The organism is Marinobacter sp., from assembly GCF_044799475.1.
Classification (GTDB): Bacteria; Pseudomonadota; Gammaproteobacteria; order Pseudomonadales; family Oleiphilaceae; genus Marinobacter.
This window is the reverse complement of record NZ_CP085217.1, coordinates 1,201,915-1,218,633: the sequence shown is the minus strand read 5'-3', so window position 1 is coordinate 1,218,633 and position 16,719 is coordinate 1,201,915. Positions and strand designations below refer to the sequence as shown.

Here is a 16,719-nt window from a genome sequence, read left to right as displayed (position 1 = left end):
CGCTGGTAACAGGTCGAGGTCGCCTTCAGGCGGCTCTCCACCTGTTTTCTTCAATCATCATTGCAGCACCGGAAAGCCATTCGCCGGCTGGCCATTTAGGAGGTTCCATGTTTCTTTCCGCACAGATCAGCTATTACCCTCTGGAAGAGGACTTCAAGGAGCCGGTTCGGGAGGTAATCGAAAAACTGGAACACAGCAACATCGAGGTGCATCCGGATCGTATGAGCACCCAGCTCTTTGGTGATTATGACGAGGTCATGAAAGTCATCAACGATGCGATGAAGTGGTCTTTCGAGAATCACGGAAAATCGGTTTTCGTGGCCACCTTCCATGAAGGTGACCGCCGCCCCCGCTAGCGGGAGAGCCGGTCCGGCTCACCTGTCATTTGCAGTATCGATTTCCGCGCGCGGTCCCGTAGCTGGACCGCGGATTTCCAGTCATCTCCCTCCGGCTCAATCCAGTTACCCACCTCTATACTCAACGCCCCGGGTCTGGGGTTCCACCTGTCAGCCGGGAGTTTGCGGCGGGTGCCTTTCAGGGCAATGGGTATGACTTTCTCCTCCAGTGCAGCCGCTGTCATGAAGGCCCCCATGTGAAAGGGCCGAAGACCCGGCGCGGCATCAAAACTGCCCTCGGGAAAGAACACCAGGCGACGGCCCTCTGCGCTCTCAGCAATCCGCCTTGAGTCCCGGACACTGCTTTGCGCCCCCGCGCGTTCCACAGGCTCCGCTCCGAGCCGTTGCAGAAACCGCCTCAGGCCGCGAACTTTCAGCAGCTCTGCTTTGGCGACGAAACCGGCGGGCAGGGGAATCACTGCGGCCAACACCAGAGCATCGAGGTAACTGGCATGATTGGAAACAATCACACAGCCCTCGGGCAGATTCCTGAGCCTGTCGCCTCCCTCAACTTTCAGCCGGGTGCCGGTCAGCAGGGCCAGCAGTCTGGCTGCGCGATGGACCAATTGCCACCGAAGCTGAAGGCCCGGCAGAATATTGACCAGCAGCCAGACAGGCAGGGAAACCAGACCCAGCGACAACCACGCCCAGCCTGAATAGAGCCAGAGGCCGGCGCTTTTCATCCCGCGGTGGCCCTGCTGACGCCAGGTACCCCTTACCAGTCTTGCCAGCTGTCGCCATACTGGCTCCTTTTTCCGTTCCAGCTCATCGCGCTCGTACCGCAAACGGCACTCGTTTCGGCGCAATTTGCCACTGGATGTCTTTGGCACGGTATGGGGCTTTACCATCAGCACCTCATCCACTTCAATGCCCAGGGAATCCATGGCTATGTGGTGTATTTTCTCTTTGACCTTCTCGAGTTTCTTCTCATCCTTTTCGCGGGTCTCGGCGACCACTATGAGCTTTTCCCCTTCGCTCTCTCCCATGCCGGAGGCAAAAGCCGCAACGCACCCGGCCCGGACCAGGTCAAGGTCCCCCACAGCCTCCTCGATCTCGCCGGGGTAGATATTGCGGCCGGCCCGGACAATCAGGTCCTTGTTGCGGCCGCTCAGATAGAGTTCGCCGTCGGCGATGTAGCCCCGGTCTCCCGTGTTCAGCCACTTTCCGTCAAAAAGCTCTTCCGTCTTTTTTTCATTGCGATAGTAGCCTTCAGTGGCAGAGGGGCCGGTGAATTGCAGGTTGCCCTCCTGACGTTCAGCGAGCTCCTTCCCGTCATCATCCACAATACGGATCCGGTGGTTGGGAATGGCCTTACCGCAGGATACGAACCTGAGCGCCTTTTCATCATCTTCGGAGACCGGCTTCGCCTCCCCGTCTTCCTGGAACCTGTCCCGGTCAACATGGTCAATGATCGGCTCGCGGGGCTCATCGGGAAAGGTGAGTGCGACGCAGTTTTCAGCCAGGCCGTAAACCGGCGCCATGGCATCTGCCCTGAACCCCCACTCACTAAAACGGTCGGTAAAACGTTCCACCGTATCGGGGCTGACGGCCTCAGCACCGTTGAAGGCAACACGCCAGGAACTCAGATCCAGCCCTTCCATGTCTTCGTCGTCTATCCTTTTCAGGCAGAGTTCGTAACCAAAATTGGGCGATGGCGAGAGGGTGCCGCCAAACTGGTGAATGGCCCAGAGCCAGTAACGGGGTCTGGTGAGAAAAAGCAGAGGCGACATGATGACCAGGTGCATGCCATACCAGAGGCTGGACAGGCAGGTACCGATCAGCCCCATGTCGTGATAAAGCGGCAGCCAGCTGACGAATACATCATCCTGATCCACCTGGAGCACTTCATTCCCGGCCCCGATATTGGCGAACAGGTTTGTGTGGCTGAGCCTGACGCCCTTGGGGTCCCCTGTGCTGCCTGAGGTGTACTGCAGAAAGGCAATATCATCGCCCCTGACCCCGCCTACCGGCCGGTCCATGGGTTTCGCCCAGACATCGTCCGGAGTCAGAACATGCTCAAGGGATGGCACCAGCCCTTTGATCACGGCGGCGAGCTTTTTTGCTTCCGGTACGGTGATCATGACCCTGGCCTTTGCATTGTTCAGGATGGAGGCCTGCCGTTTAAGGTGCTCTTCAATCTCCGAGGCCCTCATGGGCGGATAAAGGGGCACCGGAATGGCATTGGCGTAGAGGGCGCCGAAAAATCCGTAGAAATAGTCGTGACTGGTGGGCAGCATCAGGGCCACTGCGTCCCGCTGATCAATGTCGTTCTGGAACAGACCATTGGCAACCCGGAGAGCGCCTTTATGAAGATCCCCGAAGGTAAGGGGGTCGACATCATCGTAACTCTTTACCCAGTGAAGATAGGTGCGGTCGGGGTGCTCACGGTTGTGCCAGCCCAGCGCCTCCTGGAGAGTTTCAAAATCGGGAACTGAAAAGTGCTCACGGTCCTCCTTTCCGGATTCAAGACCGGCTTCGGACTCTTTGTCTTTCTCGGTGTCACCTTCAGATTTTTTCTCCGGCTCCTCCCCCTGAAGACGCATGACTTCATCGAGAATGTCGCGGGGCGTGTCGGCATCGCTGAGAAGCTGTTCCGGCAGTTGCACACCAAACTTCCGCTCCACCGCTACCAGCAGTTCAGCGCGGGTGAGACTGTCCAGCCCAAGATCACTGTCGAGTCGGCTATCCAGCCTGACTTCGGGCCGGCGCTCCCGCTCCTCCGGCATGGCTTCGGCCATGGTTTCTCTGACCGCGTCCACCATGTCCTTTTCCATTCTCTGCTGACTTCCCGATTCGGCCACGGCTCCTCCAGAAATCCAGTTCATGGACATTCATAGTGAGGTATCAAACCAGTGCTGGCAACACCGCTTCAGAGCAGGGTTACTGGCCTCCCGGCACTCAGAACCAGGCTGACTGAATGGGAAGCTGGTATCCCGCCTGCCTGATTCGTTAACCTGTTGAGTGACACGGGACATCAGCAGAGCCACCTCAAACCTGTAAATGGATTGCCTCTATGCAGAATGAGCAGCAGCCCGGGAATTCCACTTCAGCTGTCCGCCCCGGGGCCCTGTGGTCCTGGGCTCTGTACGACTGGGCCAACAGCGCCTTCTTCACCATCATTCTGACTTTCGTCTTCGCACGGTACTTCAGCCAGTCCGTGGTTGGCGATGAGGTGGCAGGCACCGAGTACTGGGGCAATATCGTGGGCATTTCCGGTGTAGTGGTCGCCATTGCAGCTCCGGTTCTGGGAGCTGTTGCAGACAGATCTGGCCGGCGCAAACCCTGGCTCATTGGTTTCACGCTTCTGTGCGTGCTTGCCTGTGCCATGCTCTGGTTTGTGCGCCCCGGGATGGATGATTTCTGGTGGGCAGCAATATGGGTGAGCCTGGGCATCCTGGGCGCCGAGTTCGCCTTCATTTTTTACAACACCATGCTGCCGGACCTGGCGGCGCCGGAAAAACTCGGTCGCTGGTCCGGCTGGGGCTGGGGTCTGGGTTACGTGGGCGGCGTAGTTTGTCTGGTCATCGCGCTCTTCGGATTGGTGGAAGCGGAGCCCTCCTTCCTGGGCCTCGACCGGGAGGCGGCGGAGCATGTGCGGGCCACCTTTGTGCTGGTGGCTGTCTGGTATCTGGTCTTCGCGATGCCTCTGTTCTTCCTCACACCGGACCGGCCGGCCTCCGGACTGTCCGCCCGAGAGGCACTACGGGCCGGCCTTGGCCAGTTGCGGGATTCTCTGGCCCAGGCCCGTAAATACAGCCACGTACTTCGTTTTCTGGTGGCCCGAATGCTGTACACGGACGGGCTCGCCACTGTGTTCACTTTCGGCGGTGTGTACGCCGCCGGAACCTTCAACATGAGCCAGACAGAGGTTCTTCAGTTCGGCATTGCCCTCAATGTGACGGCCGGCCTTGGCGCTCTCGTTTTTGCCTGGGTGGACGATGCCATAGGGGGTAGAAATACAATTTTTCTCGCCCTGATTGGGCTGGGCGCCAGCGGCACGGCAATTCTGGTGGTGGAAAGCGCTCTGTGGTTCTGGGTGTCTGGCATGACTCTAGGCATCTTCGTCGGCCCGCTGCAGGCGGCCAGCCGGTCTCACCTCGCCCGGGCAGCTCCCGAACACCTGCGCAACCAGATGTTCGGGCTGTTCACTTTCTCGGGCAAGGCTACGGCCTTTGCCGGGCCGCTGCTGGTGGGATCTGTTACCGCGGCAACCGGCAGTCAGCGCTGGGGGATGAGCATGGTGCTGGTGTTCTTCGCGATTGGCTTTCTGTTGATGCTCACCGTACCTGATGCAGGCACCGGCCGGAAAAAGAGTGAGGGAACCTGACTTGGGGAGAGCAAGCGGAGAGGTCTTTCCAGAACCGTCCGGAGCCATGGATGGCGGAGGCCGAGCGTACAGGGACGTATTTACAGCGTGTTCTGGAAAGACCTCTCCGCTTGCTCCTGATCTCCGGCCCCTATCCGGTCCCCAGGACCTTGCTGAAGAACCGTGGCAGCAGCGCCGGTTCCAGCGCAACCATGAACACCACCCCCCATGCGGCACCCCAGAGGTGAGCACCATGGTTGAGATTGCTGCGGGAGTGGCGCTCGGCCCAGAGGGAGTAGGCCACAAAGAGTGCCGCGAAAATCACCGCCGGGACCGGCACGAAGAACACCAGCAGCATCGCCCAGGGGTCCAGCAGAATGTAGGCAAAGAGCATTCCGGCCACCGCACCGGAAGCCCCAAGGCTGGCGTAGTCGGAATCCCGCCGGCGACGCAGCAGGTCGGGGATACTGGCCACCACTATCCCTGCCAGGTAGAAGAGCGCAAAGCCCACAGCCCCTATGCGCTCGAACAGGATGTTCTCCATGACCGTGCCGAAGAAGAACAGGGTGATCATGTTGAACAGCAGATGGTTGCCATCGGCATGAATGAAACCATGGCTCAGAACCCGCCAGAATTCGCCCCGCCACACCGCCGGGGGGCGGAGGATCAGAGTGTCCAGCAGTCGGGGGTTCTGCCAGGCCAGGAATGAAATGATTACCGTGACAACGATGATGATCAGGGTCATTGGCTTGCGACTCTTTCCTTCTGGCAGTCAGCGAATGGGCGGAAATCTCCCGGAGCCGTATTGGAACCGGCAGCTTTCATTGAGCCGGCAACTGCACCAGCTCCGGAACCCTTTTCTCCAGAAGCCTGACCAGCTCCGGCTGCATGTAGGCATACTGATCCGGAATATCCAATGAGATCAGTGGCCTGTCGCCCAGGGCGTCGCCGAATTCCCCCTGAATGGCCTCCTTCTGATCCTTTTCCATGGCCACTACGACGTCCGCCCATTCAATGAGCGGCCCGGAGACAGGTGTTTCCGCGAATGGCCCCAGGCCCGCACTTCTGGTCTGTACTCCTTCGTACTGGGAAAAAACCGCCTCGGCGGTGGGGCTTCTCAGACGGTTTTCGCTGCAGACAAATAGCAGTTTCATGATCACTCTCCGGAATGGCAGGTCATGATAAAACAGGATCCGGAGCCGATGTTCGTGCCCCGGCTTTGCAACATTCTCACCCTCATCGTATTGTGTTGAGCCTCAAGCCGCTGAATTCAACACCGGAACATCGAGCGGAGGCTGCCTCCAGCCCGCACAGGACACGATGATGCACATGAAACTGCGCGGCAGTGTCACCTATGAGACCAGGGACAGTCTTGGGCCAATTCTGGTGCTCGATCATGGCAAGCACCGGATCCTCACTTTTGATTCGGTCTTTGAACAGAGCAAGATCAAACGCAAAAGTCCTCACCTGCCCGTGCATGAATATAACCGGGCCATGCTTTTGCCAGTGGCCTGGGCCGACCCTGCCCATGTGACGGCACTTGGTCTGGGAGGAGGTGTCCTGGTGAGCGCTCTGCATCACCTGCTGCCCGCCTGCGAGCTTCATGCCGTGGAGCTGCGCAGTCAGGTAATTGACGTGGCCCGGGAGTTTTTTGCCCTTCCAGATACCAGCCGGATCAAAATCACCAATGCCGATGCCAGACCGGCGCTCCGGGCCATGGAGGATGCCAGCACAGATCTCATTCTTACCGATCTGTACGACGCCAACCGGATGAGCCCTGCTCCGGCCCAGAGCAGCTTCATCGACCAGTGTGAGCGGGTACTCACTGCGCAGGGCTGGCTTGCGATCAACTACCATCAACTGCCGGACCAGAAAGGCCCGCTGTTCCGGCAGATCTGCCGGCTGTTTGCCAGCGTGTTGCTGTTCCGCAGCAAAACCAACAATTACGTGCTCTACGCCAGCAAGGCGTCAGTCGAGCCCCTGCCCACCGATCATCCCCGCCTGAAAGAGCTTCAGAAGCACCTGCCTATCGACTGGCAGGGGCTGATGGGCAAACTTGACCGGGTCACTTGAGCGGCCGGATAACGGATCAGAGCCAGCCCTTGCGCTTGAAAAACCAGTAGGGAGCAATACCAGCGCAGATCATCAGGAGAATGGCGCCAGGATATCCCAGAAGCCATTCAAGTTCCGGCATGTACTTGAAGTTCATGCCGTAAATGCTGGCAATCAGGGTTGGTGGCAGAAACACCACCGCAGCGATGGAAAAAGTCTTGATGATCTGGTTCTGCTCGATGTTGATAAAACCCTGGGTGGAATCCATCAGGAAGTTTATCTTCTCGAACAGGAAGGTGTTGTGGGACATCAGGGTTTCTATATCCCTCATGATGTCCCTGCAGGTGGCCGTCAACTCCGGATGCCGGCGCAGATGCTTCAGCAGAAAGGAAATATCCCGCTGGGTGTCCATCAGGCACAAGCGAATACGGCCGTTGCTGTCTTCCAGTTTGGCGAGCTGGCCAATGGCGTCCTCAAGCTCGGCATCTTCATCCTCCAGCACCAGATGGCTCACTTCCTCCAGCTGCCGGTGGATGTCTTCCACAATGTCGGCGTGATTCTCCACCTTCTGCTCGAACAGGGTCACCAGCAGCTCGGCCGGATCATGACTCTCCACCTGACCCCGGCGGGCACGCATTCGCATCAGCCGGAAATCGGCAATGTCCTCATCCCGTATCGTGATAAGGCGCTCTTTCTGAAGAATGCACGCAACTGAGGTGGTGGTGTGCCGCCCTTCGCTCTGGGTCAGGAAAAGAGCATGCAGGTGAAGGCCAGCCTGATCCACGAAACAGCGGGCGGATGCCTCGATTTCTTCCACGTCGTCGGACTCGGGGATGTCCGTCTGGAGCAGCATCTGGAGAACGGCCTTTTCATTATCCTCCGCATCGTAACAGTCGATCCAGTCCGCCTCCCGGACCTGTTTTTCCAGCTGATCGGATGTGGTTTCAATCTCTCTGATCCGGCCATTGGCAATTCTGTACAGTCGAAGCATGTGTTTCCTCCCAACACTCAATCCGGCCCGGGGCATCCCATACCTGTAGCCCAGCAGGGAAAAGACACCGTTAAACATACTAGATAATGAGACTTCGGGGGTGTTTTTCCCGATCTTCCCGGCCGGCGGGCCCTGTCTTCAGTAGGGCACTTTCTCTTCAGGACTGCGCTGCCATGTGTCGCAATCTGAAACAGAACATTTTCCCCTCTCACTTTTAAATCGGAATGATTCCTATTATGATGCGCATGAATTTTCCCATCCTGATCTGTCGGAGAGTAGTCCATGTCCCAGGTTATGCCTGTCCGTTTTCGCCGCAAGGCTCTGATTTCAGCCATTATGTGCGTATCCCTTCCCATTCAGGCGCTGGCACAGGAAAGCCAGCCCATAGAACTGGGGGCCATTGAGGTGTCCGGAGAGCGCGGCGAGCCAGCTTCGGAAGCCACCGAGCGCTATACGACCACATCCAGTAGCACCTCTATGAAGCTTGATCTTTCCCACCGCGAAACACCTCAGGCGGTAACGGTCATTACACGGGAACAGATCGACGACTTTGCGCTGAACGACGTGAACGATGTACTGAAAAACACCACCGGTGTGACCGTGGAGTCGGTGGAGACAGACCGCACTTATTACACCTCCCGCGGTTTTGACATCAACAACTTCCAGTACGATGGCGTGGGCATGCCCATGGCCTATGGCAACATCCAGGGCGAACTGGACACGGCCTTCTATGACCGGGTGGAAGTGCTCCGGGGCTCCAACGGTCTTATGACCGGTTCAGGCAATCCTTCGGCGACAGTGAATTTCATCCGCAAGCGGCCGACCGCTGAAACCCAGGCCTCGGTCGCAGGCACTGTCGGCTCCTGGGAGAACAAACGGCTGATCGGGGATCTTTCCGGCCCCATGACCGATTCCGGCAACGTGCGCGGACGTGTTGTCGCAGGCTACCAGGACCGTGAGTCCTATCTGGACCGCTACCAACTGGAGAAGCAGATGTTTTACGGTGTCGTGGAAACGGACGTGACTGCCACCACCCTCCTGACTCTCGGCCATGCCACCCAGGTCTCCAATGCAGACAGCCCACTGTGGGGAGCGCTACCCCTCAACTACACGGACGGAACCCCTACAGATTTCAAACGCTCAACCAGCACCTCCTCGGACTGGTCTTTCTGGGACAACACCCAGCACAACAGTTTCATAGAGCTCCAGCAGGATCTTGCCAGTGGCTGGCAGGCCACCGTTACAGGGATGCGGATTGAGCAGGACAGCGATTCCGAGCTCTTTTACCAGTTCGGCACACCAGATCCGCAGACCGGACTAGGACTTTTCGCCTACCCAAGCGATTACGAACTGAATACAGAACAGCTGATCGCAGATGCATACGCCAACGGCCCCTTCGATCTTCTGGCCCGCACCCACGAACTGGTCGCCGGGGCCACCTGGTCCCGGGCCGAAACTGAAGACAGGTCCTTCTTCAGCCAGAATGTCGCTACTGGAAACTTTCAGCCTCTGCCGCCTCTGAGAGACTGGGATGGCGACTATCCCAAACCCGCCCTTGAAAGCGCCCGTTCCGGCTCCGACTGGACGGACAAGGAAATCGCCGCCTATCTTGCTGCCCGCTGGACCGTCACCGACCGCCTCACCGCAATCACCGGGGTACGCCGCACCTGGCTGGACAGCGACGGGGACAGCTATGGCAACACCAAAGAAACCAGCTACGACGCCGTGGATGCACCCTACGCCGGCCTGATTTACGACATCAATGGCAACCACTCGGCCTACGCCAGCTACACGGAGATTTTCTCCCCCCAGACCGAGGTGGATATCAATGAGGATCGCCTCGAGCCGCTGGAAGGAGAAACCGTTGAGCTGGGCCTGAAAAGCGGATACTTCCAGGACCGCCTGCTTTCCACCGTTGCGATCTTCCGGACACGGGAAAACAACGTAGCCGAAGAGGATCCCAACACGCCTGCCGGCAGCCGGTTCTTCCAGGCGGTGGACGGTATAACCTCAAAGGGCTTTGAAGTGGAACTGGCCGGTCAGCTGACAGACAACGTCCAGCTGTTCGCGGGTTACGCCTTCGTGGAGATCGAGGATGCCGACAACGACCGGACCAAGCATTACATCCCAGAGCGCAAAGCAAACCTGAGGGGCGTATGGCAGGTAGCGGAAGTGCCGGGGCTGGAGCTGGGCAGTCAGGTGCGCTGGCAGTCGGAAATCACCAACGGAGATCCGGCCACCTTCAAGCAGGGGACCTACACACTGATAGACCTGATGGCCAGCTACGACTTCAGCCGAAACTGGAACGCCACCCTGAATGCAAGGAACGTGACCGACAGGAAATACATCAACAGCCTGCAGTGGGCCCAGGCTTACTACGGGGCGCCAGCAAGTGCGGACCTGACAGTGACCTGGAATTACTGATCCGGAAGCTTTAGCTGGGGAGCAGCCCTGTGCCGCTCCCCGGCTTTTAGTTAACCCGGACCAACCCGCCTACTCTCTGCAATCGCTCATCCTCTCCTTCCGGTAAACCCCACAGGTACCGCAATACCCTTCTTCCGGCAGCTTGAATTTAAGGCAGCAACCTCGACGCTGAGGTATGGCGCATTGCTGCTGATTGAACTCGGCGGGAATCCAGTCGATGAACTCGCCTGCGTCGCAGTCAAACAGCTCAAGCCAGCCAGTAGCCTGGCGGCAGAGGGCTTCAGGTGGGGCCTTATCCCAGAGCGCAGAGAAAGGCGCGCACAGTGCCAGCCCAACGCTGCTCCAGTAAGCACCTGGGCTGACGCCAAACTCCTGACGGAATACCGGGTACCAGGCATTGACCAGCCCGGCTGTCCGGCTTACAAAAACTTCCATGCTGGCCTGCGGTCCCTGCGAATCAAAATGCCATTGGGGAGATTCTACGCCTGGAACCAGCCGGATTTGCGAAGGTTCCGGAAGGTAGCTTTCCCCCTCCAGGAAAAGCCGGGTGACCAGAGGCCCGATGATGCTGAGGGCCAGATCCTGCTGGAGTACCGACGCGTGAACCCGCAAATCGCGGAAATCGGCTATCGTTCCGGCTTTCTGTCGCAAAGCTGTTGCAAGCACAGATGGCCGGTCAAGGCAGGCAGCAAGGCTTACACCACCGCCAGTGCCGGCAGGGGGCCTGGCGTATTCGTACAGGGAAGAGGGGCAGACACCGGCCTGATCAAGCAGCTGGCCATAGCGCTTGATCGGGGCCTGGGCTGCGTCAGTGCCGGCCATGCCGACTCAGCCCCCAGAGGAAGTAGCCCCCGCCCAGCAAAGCTGCGAGCAGGCCGGCAGGGAGCTGATTGGGGAAAAGCACGACCCGGGACAGGTAATCTGCAACTCCCAGCAGGATCGCCCCTACCAGAGCTGCGACGAGCAGCTGGCGACCCACCGTCTGCTGACCCAGTACCCTCGCCAGATGCGGCGCCATAAGGCCGACAAAACTGAGTGGCCCAATGATCATGGTGGCAGAGGCGGTCAGCAGGGCTGCCACCAGGAGAAGGAACAGGCGTGTTGTGGCGACCGGAAGGCCAAGGGCCACAGCCGTGCTTTCACCCAGCGGCAGCAGCGTGAGCGCACGACGGCCGGCGACCGTCAGTACTGCCAGCACCAGCGTGACGGCAGCAAGCGCCATCGCCTCCGGGCCGCTGACCAGCCAGGTCGAACCGGACATCCAGGTGAGCAGTCGCACCGCCTCGGTACCGCCACCCGCCAGGATCAGACGCAATCCGGCGTCCATGAAGACATAAATCGCCACGCCACCGAGCAGCAACTGATGACCGGCAAACCGATGACGCCGGGACAGCAGGAGCAGAAAAGCCAGTACGCCGGCCGCGCCCACCGCGCCCGCAGCCAGTTGCCCGGAACGCCCGGGGCTTATCCCGAGCAGGATCAGCGAGACCATGGCCAGGGCGGCGCCGCCACTGATGCCAAGCACTTCCGGGCTGGCCATGACATTTCCAGTCAGGCGCTGGATGATCGTACCTGCCAGCCCCAGCCCCACACCGGCAGCGAGGGCCGCAAGCAGCCTCGGCCCCCGCCAGTCCCAGACCTCCGCCCATTGCCCGGGCGGCGTCCACTTCCAGGTTTCCAGCCCGGGCGACCAGCCAAGAGCCAGTGTCACAATTGCAAACAGAAGCAGAACACAGACAACCAGGGTAGTTTTAACCGGGCGCCGGTGGGGACGGAACTGCGCAGGCGCGGCACTTTCACCAGGCATGTGGCGATCGTTTTTCATGCCCCGCAAGGCCAGCAATATGACCGGCCCGCCAATCAGTGCAGTTGCTGTGCCGGTAGGAACCAGCGTGCCATCGGCCCAGCGGGTGGCCCACTGGGCAAAGGTGTCTGCCAGCAACAGAAGGCCTCCTCCCATCAGGGTGCTCCAGAGCAGTTTCTGGCCGAGGGTGCGGGCACCCAGAAGGCGGGCAAGCACAGGCGCAGCAAGGCCGACAAAGGCAACCACGCCGACACGGCTCACCACAGAGGCAGTCATCAGTACCACCAGAAACATCGCAAGCAGCCGCAGCACCCCGACGTTCGCCCCCAGTGAGCGGGCAGAATCAGCTCCCAGCTGGAGCAATTGCAGGGGTTTCATCAACAGCAGCATTGCGATGCTGATAACCACCACCCGCGGCCAGAGGTCGGCAAACTGGGACCAGTCGTTCTGTACCAGCGAGCCGGCACCCCATATGAACAGGTTGCTTAAATACTCGCCGTGAAGCAGCAGGAACGCTGAGTTCAGCGCACCCAGAAAGAAACTGATGACAAGGCCCGCAAGAATGACCGTCACCGGTGAAAAACCCAGTTTCCAGGTCAACGCCACAACCAGACCTGCCGCCAGAAGGCCTCCGGCCACCGCCGTCAGATCCGGACTGAAGGCCAGCACTGCCGGCGCGTAAAGAGTGGCAACCCCAATGGAAAACTGGGCGCCAGACTCCACGCCAAGGGTTGTGGGGGACGCCAGCGGGTTTCCCAGTACCTGTTGCAAAACCGCGCCGGCAAGGCCCAGGCCAAGGCCTATCAGTATTGCCATGGCAAAGCGGGGCGCCCAGCTGTAGTGCACCACCATCTGATCATAGTTGTCTGTATCAACCGTCCAGAACCCCTGGATCAGCGCGGACACATTCAGCTGGTCGAGCCAGGGCCAGACCGCAAAGGTCACGGCGAGGCACCACAGCAGGCCAGCCACCACCGGCAGGCGCGCAGGATACCGGGGCAGAGCACTAGCGGACACTGCTTCCACCTCCCGCCAGCAGTGCTTCGGTCAGCAACCCTGCCAGACGTTGGACCGCACCGACCCCGCCATAGGCCCAGACCGGATCGATCTGATATACCTCGTTCTGCCGGACCGCGGGCAACCAGGTCCAGAAAGGGCTTGCCGACAGCTGCTCCCCAAGTCCCGCCGCAGTGGGGGAAATTGCCACAATGCGGGCATCCGGCCGATCCGCCAGGTCTTCCAGACCGATCATGGCAAATCCCCAGACGTTGCCAGGCCTCTGCCAGGCGTTCTTCAGCCCCAGGCCCTCCAGGGCAGCATCGAATATGCCATTGGACGCATTGATACGCACGTGGCGGTCGTCCATGAAATTGACGAGAGCGATGGGTCTGTCCGTGAGCCCCGCTACTTCCAGGCGACGTCGATTCCCGGCCAGGGCCGCATCCAGCTCATGAAGCCGGGCCCGGGCCAGCTTCTCCCGGTCGAGAATATCCCCCAGTATCAGCAGCATGGTGCGGGCACGCTCAAAAGGCTCGCCACTGCGATCGTAAATGCTCATGACGTAAGTTGGCGCGATGCTCTCAAGCAATGCCCAGGCAGGCACCAGGTGGCCGCTGGTCACTATCAGATCCGGTTTGAGTTCGGCAATGGCTTCCAGGCTGGGGGATCTGCGGGCGCCCACATTATGGGATCCCTCTGGCAGGGCCGGCTCCCGGACCCAGATGGGGTAATAGTCCCGGTCGCCCACCCCAACAGGCGTAATGCCGAGCAGCAGAAGGGCCTCGGTTGCCGCCCAGTCCAGCGCAACAATCCGCTCCGGGGTACTCAAAAGCTCAAGCTGGCCCCGCTCATGCTGCCATGTCGCAGGCTGGGCAGAACCCGCAAAGAGCATCAAAAGGATGCTGATGAAAACAGTCAGGCCATGATTCCCGGCGCCTGACGCGACCAGATCAGAAGAGAACTCAGTGGACATAGGACACCCAGTGTCCGGGCGCCCGCTCCATCACACCCATGGGCACACTGTAGATTTTCTGCAGGGTGTCATGGTTCATGATCTCGGGCGGACCACCGTCGGCAATCAGCTCACCACCCGTCTCACCGGCACGCAGAGCCACCATGCGGTCACAGAAGCGGGACGCAAGGTCCACATCGTGGAGCACCATGATGACCGTGAGTTCCCGCTCTTCCGCCAGGCGGTGAATCAGACGAAGGGTTTCCACCTGGTGACGCACGTCCAGGGCGGAGATAGGCTCATCCAGCAACAGGCACCGGGTCTGCTGGGCCAGCAGCATGGCAATCCACGCCCGCTGACGCTCCCCGCCGGACAGGGTATCCACGGCCCGGTGACTGAAGCTCTCCAGATCCGTATCGGCGATGGCCTGGTCAATCAGCTGGTAATCTTCCCGGCCATAGCGTCCAAGGGGACCGCGCCAGGGATAGCGGCCCAGGGCCACCAGTTCCCGGACGGTCAGCCCATCGGTAGACGGAGGATGCTGGGGCAGGTAACCGACAGTACGGGCGAACTCACGGGCACCGGTGGCGCCGAAATCCCTGCCTTTCAGGGAAACCCGGCCACTGGTAGGAGAAACCTGCCGGGCCAGTACTTTCAACAGCGTGGACTTTCCAGAACCATTGTGGCCAAGGAGTGCAGTCACTTCGCCTTCGGCAAAGCCAATGCTGACATCATTGAGAATGCTGGTGCTTCCGGCCTGGACAACAAGCTGCTGCGCTTCGAGAAACGTGGACATGCGGGCTCCCGGGTTCCCCGGATTCGGAGGAGGTTTTGACGAAAGCAACCGCCGGTCACAGCCGGCAGTTCAGAGCCCGCAAGAATAATCTAAATGCGAATCAGTATCAACGTTAAGTGTGTCATGCCTGGCCTGTCTGCACCTGCCACTGGGCCGCGTAGGCGCCTTCCTGTTCAAGAAGCTCCCCGTGGCTGCCGGACTCCACAACTCTGCCATCGGACACGACCGCGATGGTGTCTGCCTCTACGATGGTAGACAGGCGGTGAGCGATCATGATTACCGTGCGATTGTGGCCGATTCTTTTCAGGGAGCGCTGAATGGCGGCTTCGGTTTCGTTGTCCACCGCGCTGGTCGCCTCATCCAGCACAAGAATGGCCGGATCCTTCAGCAGTGCCCGGGCCAGAGAAAGACGCTGGCGCTGGCCGCCGGAAAGGCGTACACCCCGCTCACCCACCTGGGTATCCAGACCATGGGGCAGTGCTTCGATGAACGACCAGGCTTCCGCAGTGCGGGCTGCCTCAATGATCTGCTCATCGCTGGCCTCCGGCCTCCCGTATGCCAGGTTTTCGCGGATGCTGCCCTCGAACAGGTACACGTCCTGGCTGACCAGACCAATGGCCTCCCGCAGGGATTTCAGACTGACGGACTGGATGGGCTGGCCATCGATGCGGATCTCGCCTTCGGCGGGATCGTAGAACCTCAGCAGCAGTTTGATCAGGGTGGACTTGCCGGAGCCTGTGGCCCCGACCAGGGCCAGGGTATGACCAGCCGGCACGATCAGGGAAATCTTCTCAATGCCGGCACCGCTGGAGGCATACCGGAAGCTGACCCCATCAATTTCCACCTCGCCACGGACCGGCTGGTTCAGCGGCGTGCCAGCCTCATCCCTTACGTGCACCGGTTCTGCCAAAAGGTCCAGGATACGCCTGGTGCTGGCCATGGCCCGCTCGAACAGATCAACCACAGCTGCCAGCCCGGTCAGGGGCCAGAGCAGTCGCTGGGTCAGAAACACGAGTACACCATAGGCGCCCACGTTCAGGGTGCCTTCCAGGGCCATCATGCCACCTACTGTAAAAGTGGCCAGAAAACCCGCCAGAATGGCCATGCGGATCACCGGAATAAACGCAGAGCTGATGCGAATCGCTTTTCTGTTGGCCTCAACATAGGCTTCACTGCTGGCCTTGAGACGCTCTGCTTCCCGCTGTTCGGCGGTAAAACTCTTGATCGTGGCGATACCGCCCAGGTTGTTCGCCAGACGGCTGGACAGGTCGCCCACTTTCTCCCGCACATCGGCGTAAAGGGGACCGGCCTTGCGCTGGAAATAAAAGGCGCCCCAGACAATCAGCGGGATTGGGGTGAATGCCAGCAGGGCAATCAACGGAGAGAGGACAAAGAAAACAGCACCCACCGCCAGCACCGTCACCACGACCTGGATCATGGCATTGGCGCCACCGTCCAGGAATCGCTCCAGCTGATTGACGTCATCATTCATGGTGGCCACCAACTGGCCGGAACTGCGGGCCTCGAAGAAACTCATATCCAGTTTCTGGGCATGCTCATAGGCGTCCTGCCGAAGATCCGACTGCAGGCGCTGGGCAAGGTTGCGCCAGAGAATCTGGAACAGGTACTCAAACAGGGACTCGCCCGCCCAGATGAAAAAGGTAAGCACTGCAAGAATGGTGATCTGTTCGCGGGCCGACTCAAAGCCCAGAGAAGCCACAAAGCTCTCTTCCTGGTTCACCACCACATCGATAGCAATGCCGATGAGAATTTCAGGGGCAATGTCAAAAAGCTTGTTGATAACGGAGCAGGTAGTGGCCGCGATGATCTGGCGCCGATAGCCGCGGGCATATCGCAGAAGGCGACCAAGAGCGGCAAAGCTGCTGGTGGAGCCAGTGGACTGTTCGGACATAATGAGGGTCACTCGCAACGGAAAAGCCGCAAGAGTAGCGGATTCCGATGACGAATCAAACAGGAATGATTATCAGATGGCAGAGGGA

At 59.6% G+C, this 16,719-nt stretch carries 13 protein-coding genes; 4 read left to right on the top strand and 9 right to left on the bottom strand.

The features are described 5' to 3' along the window. Positions 1-107: 107 nt before the first annotated feature. Positions 108-356 (top strand): YkoF family thiamine/hydroxymethylpyrimidine-binding protein, encoded by a 249-nt coding sequence (locus LG327_RS05680; RefSeq protein WP_404366981.1) that lies wholly within the window; start codon positions 108-110, stop codon positions 354-356. On the opposite strand, the gene LG327_RS05675 is transcribed toward LG327_RS05680, so the two are convergent. Beyond that, positions 353-3,220: an AMP-binding protein gene (locus LG327_RS05675; protein ID WP_404366978.1), complete on the bottom strand. Its 2,868-nt coding sequence runs from the start codon at positions 3,218-3,220 to the stop codon at positions 353-355. The two genes, LG327_RS05680 and LG327_RS05675, sit on opposite strands and share 4 nt — an antisense overlap. Positions 3,221-3,408: 188 nt before the next feature. Between LG327_RS05675 and LG327_RS05670 the strand changes: the two genes are divergently transcribed. Continuing rightward, on the top strand, positions 3,409-4,722 hold the full coding sequence (locus tag LG327_RS05670; RefSeq protein WP_404366975.1) for an MFS transporter: 1,314 nt from the start codon (positions 3,409-3,411) through the stop codon (positions 4,720-4,722). Between the two features lie 130 nt (positions 4,723-4,852). Here LG327_RS05670 and LG327_RS05665 read toward each other — a convergent pair whose 3' ends face one another. Then, positions 4,853-5,446 carry a rhomboid family intramembrane serine protease gene (locus LG327_RS05665; protein WP_404366972.1) on the bottom strand — a complete coding sequence of 198 codons (594 nt, stop codon included), beginning with the start codon at positions 5,444-5,446 and terminating at the stop codon, positions 4,853-4,855. Between the two features lie 76 nt (positions 5,447-5,522). Beyond that, positions 5,523-5,855 carry a low molecular weight protein tyrosine phosphatase family protein gene (locus LG327_RS05660; RefSeq protein WP_404366969.1) on the bottom strand — a complete coding sequence of 111 codons (333 nt, stop codon included), beginning with the start codon at positions 5,853-5,855 and terminating at the stop codon, positions 5,523-5,525. 175 nt (positions 5,856-6,030) lie between these two features. Here LG327_RS05660 and LG327_RS05655 point away from each other — a divergent pair, with 175 nt between their 5' ends. Then, positions 6,031-6,774 (top strand): spermidine synthase, encoded by a 744-nt coding sequence (locus LG327_RS05655; protein WP_404366966.1) that lies wholly within the window; start codon positions 6,031-6,033, stop codon positions 6,772-6,774. A 16-nt stretch (positions 6,775-6,790) separates the two neighbouring features. Here the strand turns inward: LG327_RS05655 and corA are convergent, their stop codons facing one another. After that, the gene (gene corA, locus LG327_RS05650) at positions 6,791-7,744 is read right to left on the bottom strand and encodes a magnesium/cobalt transporter CorA (RefSeq protein ID WP_404366963.1); all 954 of its coding nucleotides are present in this window, start codon (positions 7,742-7,744) and stop codon (positions 6,791-6,793) included. A gap of 282 nt (positions 7,745-8,026) precedes the next feature. On the opposite strand from corA, the gene LG327_RS05645 reads away from it, so the two are divergent. Beyond that, positions 8,027-10,168, top strand: a complete 2,142-nt coding sequence (locus LG327_RS05645) for a TonB-dependent siderophore receptor (RefSeq protein ID WP_404366960.1) — start codon at positions 8,027-8,029, stop codon at positions 10,166-10,168. Positions 10,169-10,237: 69 nt separating this feature from the next. Here LG327_RS05645 and LG327_RS05640 read toward each other — a convergent pair whose 3' ends face one another. The 5 genes from LG327_RS05640 to LG327_RS05620 all read right to left on the bottom strand — a co-directional run bounded on the left by LG327_RS05640 (position 10,238) and on the right by LG327_RS05620 (position 16,631). Continuing rightward, complete coding sequence (locus LG327_RS05640) at positions 10,238-10,990, bottom strand: (2Fe-2S)-binding protein (RefSeq protein WP_404366957.1); 753 nt, start codon at positions 10,988-10,990, stop codon at positions 10,238-10,240. After that, positions 10,977-12,989 (bottom strand): Fe(3+)-hydroxamate ABC transporter permease FhuB, encoded by a 2,013-nt coding sequence (fhuB, locus tag LG327_RS05635; RefSeq protein WP_404366954.1) that lies wholly within the window; start codon positions 12,987-12,989, stop codon positions 10,977-10,979. The genes LG327_RS05640 and fhuB overlap by 14 nt, the downstream gene beginning before the upstream one ends. Then, the gene (locus tag LG327_RS05630) at positions 12,979-13,944 is read right to left on the bottom strand and encodes an iron-siderophore ABC transporter substrate-binding protein (protein WP_404366951.1); all 966 of its coding nucleotides are present in this window, start codon (positions 13,942-13,944) and stop codon (positions 12,979-12,981) included. The genes fhuB and LG327_RS05630 overlap by 11 nt, the downstream gene beginning before the upstream one ends. After that, positions 13,934-14,719 carry an ABC transporter ATP-binding protein gene (locus LG327_RS05625; protein ID WP_404366948.1) on the bottom strand — a complete coding sequence of 262 codons (786 nt, stop codon included), beginning with the start codon at positions 14,717-14,719 and terminating at the stop codon, positions 13,934-13,936. The genes LG327_RS05630 and LG327_RS05625 overlap by 11 nt, the downstream gene beginning before the upstream one ends. 121 nt (positions 14,720-14,840) lie before the next feature. Continuing rightward, positions 14,841-16,631, bottom strand: a complete 1,791-nt coding sequence (locus tag LG327_RS05620) for an ABC transporter ATP-binding protein (protein WP_404366945.1) — start codon at positions 16,629-16,631, stop codon at positions 14,841-14,843. Positions 16,632-16,719 lie beyond the last annotated feature (88 nt).

What these genes read in the sequence shown, in the direction of transcription:
- LG327_RS05620 (WP_404366945.1), bottom strand. Translation starts at nt 16,631, where the DNA reads ATGTCCGAACAGTCCACTGGCTCCACCAGCAGCTTTGCCGCTCTTGGT.
- LG327_RS05670 (WP_404366975.1), top strand. Translation starts at nt 3,409, where the DNA reads ATGCAGAATGAGCAGCAGCCCGGGAATTCCACTTCAGCTGTCCGCCCC.
- LG327_RS05625 (WP_404366948.1), bottom strand. Translation starts at nt 14,719, where the DNA reads ATGTCCACGTTTCTCGAAGCGCAGCAGCTTGTTGTCCAGGCCGGAAGC.
- LG327_RS05630 (WP_404366951.1), bottom strand. Translation starts at nt 13,944, where the DNA reads ATGTCCACTGAGTTCTCTTCTGATCTGGTCGCGTCAGGCGCCGGGAAT.
- LG327_RS05660 (WP_404366969.1), bottom strand. Translation starts at nt 5,855, where the DNA reads ATGAAACTGCTATTTGTCTGCAGCGAAAACCGTCTGAGAAGCCCCACC.
- LG327_RS05665 (WP_404366972.1), bottom strand. Translation starts at nt 5,446, where the DNA reads ATGACCCTGATCATCATCGTTGTCACGGTAATCATTTCATTCCTGGCC.
- corA (WP_404366963.1), bottom strand. Translation starts at nt 7,744, where the DNA reads ATGCTTCGACTGTACAGAATTGCCAATGGCCGGATCAGAGAGATTGAA.
- LG327_RS05680 (WP_404366981.1), top strand. Translation starts at nt 108, where the DNA reads ATGTTTCTTTCCGCACAGATCAGCTATTACCCTCTGGAAGAGGACTTC.
- LG327_RS05655 (WP_404366966.1), top strand. Translation starts at nt 6,031, where the DNA reads ATGAAACTGCGCGGCAGTGTCACCTATGAGACCAGGGACAGTCTTGGG.
- LG327_RS05640 (WP_404366957.1), bottom strand. Translation starts at nt 10,990, where the DNA reads ATGGCCGGCACTGACGCAGCCCAGGCCCCGATCAAGCGCTATGGCCAG.
- LG327_RS05645 (WP_404366960.1), top strand. Translation starts at nt 8,027, where the DNA reads ATGTCCCAGGTTATGCCTGTCCGTTTTCGCCGCAAGGCTCTGATTTCA.
- LG327_RS05675 (WP_404366978.1), bottom strand. Translation starts at nt 3,220, where the DNA reads ATGAACTGGATTTCTGGAGGAGCCGTGGCCGAATCGGGAAGTCAGCAG.